The organism is Butyrivibrio sp. AE2005 (assembly GCF_000686965.1).
GTDB lineage: Bacteria > Bacillota > Clostridia > Lachnospirales > Lachnospiraceae > Butyrivibrio > Butyrivibrio hungatei_A.
Genome location: NZ_KK366045.1, coordinates 54,930 through 58,825, shown reverse-complemented (window position 1 = coordinate 58,825; position 3,896 = coordinate 54,930). Strand labels below are relative to the sequence as shown.

Below are 3,896 nucleotides of genomic sequence, written 5' to 3'. Positions count from 1 at the left end.
CTTGATAAGGCAAAGTATGAAAAAGAAAAACATCTTCAAAGAAGGCCTCAGAATAGAGAAGATATGCCTCTGGTGGGTATTTTTTCCCAGCGTGGAAAAGACAGACCTAACAGGATTGGCATGACTTCGGTTGAAATTGTATCTGTTTCGGAAGACAGACTCGTTGTCAAGGGGCTTGATGCGATTGATGGCACACCGATCCTGGATATCAAGCCATACTATCCCGTATATGATAAAAAAGATGCAGTTGTTCCGGAGTGGGTTGACCGCTTGATGGAGCATTATTTCTAATAGATAAATTCAAGTTTGTAGGGGGAGCGAAATGGGAATAGTTTATAAAAAACTTACTGAAACTGACCTGAATACCTTTATAAAAATGCGTATAAATCAACTGAGAGAAGAAGGGGCTAAAGAGGATATAGATTTAACTCCGGCTCTTAAGGATTATTATAGCAGACATATGGCAGATGGAACCTTTGTTTCCTGGTTAGCTTTTGATGGAGATAAAATTATTGGTACTAGTGGTATGTCTTTTGTTGAGAAACCTCCTTATTTTGGATGTCCATCTGGCAGAATAGGCTTATTATCAAGTATGTATACAAATCCAGAATACAGACGTCAAGGAATTGCTAAAGAACTGCTTGATAGAGTTGTAAATGAGGCAAAAGCATATGGTTGTGGAACAGTTCAAATCACAGCTTCTGATATGGGAGTGAAGTTGTATACCTCATATGGATTTAAGCATAACGAAAATTTTATGCAGTATAAGCTTTGAGCAAGGATTAGGGGGAGAGACTTATGTTTTTCAAGCGAAGGATGGAGATAATGCATTATCTTTCTGAAAAGGAGAATAGAAATGAAGAATGAAGAACTCATGCCAAAGCGCCTTGGACGAACAACTATATATGAAAGTGAACATGTATGTTTGTATTCTGACAGAGTGGCTCAGCCAAGCGGACAAATAACAGAAAATTATTATCAGATTCATTATCCCAAGAAGGCTGTTGCAATTGTTATTTTTGATGAGGAAGATAACATCCTTCTTATTCAGAACAGGAGATATACTGTAGGCCGCCTTGAATGGGAAGTGCCAGCAGGAAGGATTGAGTATGGTGAATCAAACGAAGCTGCAGCTAAGAGAGAAGCTATAGAAGAAACGGGATGCGAGCTGGCTGATTTACAGTATTTATGCTCTTATAATCCATCAAACGGAATGTCGGATTCTTTGATTCATTGTTTTGCGGCAAAGGTATCATCAGAAGGCGATTTTACAGATTCTGATGAGATAAATAATAAAAGATGGTTTTCAAAACAAGAGTATATGGATTTGTTAAAAACAAATGGAACAATGGACGGTGTCACCATTTTAGCAATTTTATATGCGCTGCAGTTTTATAAATGATACGTAGTCGGTCGTAGGGAGAGATACGGAGCATCAAGGCAAAGGGTTAGATAACATGGTGAAAGAATATATTCTTGCAAAAACTGCAGACATAGAAACTGTGTTTAACATAGTTCAGAATTCGATAAAAACCACATATCCCAAGTATTATCCTAAAGAGGTCGTTGAGTTTTTTAGCAATTTGCACAGCATGGAAAATATTCTAAAAGATATTGAGTGTGGTTTGGTTGGTATCCTTTTGGCCGATGGAATATGCGTTGGTACCGGCTGCTACAAGGATAATCATATTACCAGAGTATATGTTGAGCCGGAATATCAGGGAAAAGGATATGGCACATGTATCATGGACTGTTTGGAAAAAAATATATCCGAGAAATTTCCTACGGCAGTATTAGATGCATCTTTGCCGGCTTGTCATTTATATGAAAAAAGGGGATATAGAACTATTGAGCATTGCAAATATTCTGTTGAAAATGGCGCAATTCTTGTGTATGAGATGATGGAAAAAGAACTCGCTTAGAACAATTTGAATATATAATATTGATTTGACGATAATGTGCGGTAATGGTAGTATAATAAATGAAAAAGGTGCTACCGATAGACGGTTAGCCCCAAACAAGTTTAAGTAGTTAATAACCGCTCATACAAGTCTGCCAGGACAATGGGCGGTTATTTTTGTGTCTTGGATTCATGCTTTCCATGCATATAACCAAGACTAGAACAAAGAGTCGCTTGCGACTCTTTTCGCGCCGATGCGTGCAAGCTTTAGCTTGCATAATTCATCTGCGCATCGGTCGCATCTATAGCGTAGCGATTTATATTTGATAGGAATACTATCAAATATAAGTCGCACACAGTGCAAGCACCGCGATAAGGTCAGTGATGGTGAGCATAAGCAAGTTCCTCCAACAAAGATTTCTCATGAGAGATTTCTATGATTAACGGAGGTCACAGTCCTCCGGTTGAAGAACTAACCGCCTACCGTAATTACTGGTAGCACCAAGTAATAATTATAAAGAACGAATGTTCTGGAGTCAATATTTGATTTTGGGGAGAGAGAATATGAACTACAAAATAATAGATAAAGAAACATACTACAGAAAAGGTGTATTTCGCCACTTCTCAGAGGATTGCAAATGCTCGACTTCTATGACAGCCAGGATTGATGTTACAGATCTGGTTCTTTTTTCTAAAAAAGCAGTAACAAAGTTCTATATCAATTTCCTCTATATTCTTTCGAAGGTTCTCAATTCGCGAGACGATTACAGAATGGGGTATCTATGGCAAACGGACGAGCTCATCTGCTACGATGTGATCAATCCTACTCAGTATGTTTTTCACGAAGATACCGAGACTTGTACTCCTGTATATACAAGATATGATGAGGACTATGAAAGTTTCTACGCAGATGCTCTGAAGGATGTTGAAGAGGCTAAGAAAACAAGAGAATATATGCTGGATATGGCTAATCATCCAAACTGGTTTGATGCATCTTACATATCATGGCTTTCATATGATTCGCTTAATATTGAACTTCCGGATGGGCATTTGTTTTTTGCACCTATTATCAATTGGGGGAAATATCGCGAAGAGAACGGCAGACTTGTTATGCCTGTGAGTGTTCGATTGAATCATGCTATAGCTGATGGCTATCTGGTTGCGAATGTGTTCCGGCTTTTGGAAAAAGAGATACAGTCTTTTGTGGAACCCTGATAATTATAAAAACATTTACGAGGACGACCATGTTGAAATTCATACACTTGTTTAAAAATTACTATCTGGGAATATCGCTTATAGGTGTTGCGGCATTTGTCATACAGGAGATTCCGTATATGATAATGCCGCTGATAAAACCTGCATCCAATCCGATAATGAACATGCAAAATGAGATTAAATGGCTTGAAACGGTTCAGGGTATATTTGGATTTCTGTGCATGATTTTGCTGATGCTGATCGTGAGGGATGATGTGAAAATTTTTTCGATAGCATCTGCAAGAGAAAAAATCTTTTTCTGCTTAACCATTCTAATGATACTGATGAACTTTGTGGGATGGGCATTTTATTACAGCGGATATCAACGTGGATGGTTGATAGTATTAAGCCAATTCGCGGCGGTTCCTTTGTACTATCTTTTCTTTGGATTGTGGAAGAGCAATTATCTATTGGTTGGAGCGACAGGCCCGTTCTTTTTAATTCACACAATAAATGGAATATTGAATTTTGGGGTGAGGAAGTAAATTTAGGTTGCTTATAGGCGATGTTAACGCAAGATTGCCGGGGGCATGATTTTAACGATTAAAAAGAAAATCGGCGAATAAACAGCGAAAATAGGTAAATACATAATTCCTGCTGTCGAGAAGAGTACTTATGGCTTGATCATGACAGCGGGAAATATAGTTTTATAAAAATCCGCTGTCGAAAAGTAGGCTTGTACCTTGATTGTGACAGCGGGAAATATAGTTTTACAAAAATCCGCTGTCGAGAAGAGTACTTG

At 38.2% G+C, this 3,896-nt stretch carries 6 protein-coding genes; all 6 read left to right on the top strand.

Annotated features, from left to right (window positions below):
- Positions 1 to 291: TrmO family methyltransferase domain-containing protein (locus tag DL92_RS0117165; protein WP_026668410.1), on the top strand; the 291-nt coding region annotated here is incomplete at its 5' end.
- Positions 292 to 322: 31 nt separating this feature from the next.
- On the top strand, positions 323 to 775 hold the full coding sequence (locus DL92_RS0117160) for a GNAT family N-acetyltransferase (protein ID WP_026668409.1): 453 nt from the start codon (positions 323 to 325) through the stop codon (positions 773 to 775).
- Between the two features lie 81 nt (positions 776 to 856).
- Positions 857 to 1,402, top strand: a complete 546-nt coding sequence (locus tag DL92_RS0117155) for an NUDIX hydrolase (protein ID WP_026668408.1) — start codon at positions 857 to 859, stop codon at positions 1,400 to 1,402.
- 55 nt (positions 1,403 to 1,457) lie between these two features.
- The gene (locus DL92_RS0117150; protein WP_034461898.1) at positions 1,458 to 1,922 is read left to right on the top strand and encodes a GNAT family N-acetyltransferase; all 465 of its coding nucleotides are present in this window, start codon (positions 1,458 to 1,460) and stop codon (positions 1,920 to 1,922) included.
- Positions 1,923 to 2,464: 542 nt separating this feature from the next.
- Complete coding sequence (locus tag DL92_RS0117145; RefSeq protein WP_026668407.1) at positions 2,465 to 3,115, top strand: CatA-like O-acetyltransferase, family 3; 651 nt, start codon at positions 2,465 to 2,467, stop codon at positions 3,113 to 3,115.
- Positions 3,116 to 3,144: 29 nt separating this feature from the next.
- Entirely contained in the window at positions 3,145 to 3,639 is a 495-nt protein-coding gene (locus tag DL92_RS0117140) for a hypothetical protein (protein WP_026668406.1), read from the top strand.
- Positions 3,640 to 3,896 lie beyond the last annotated feature (257 nt).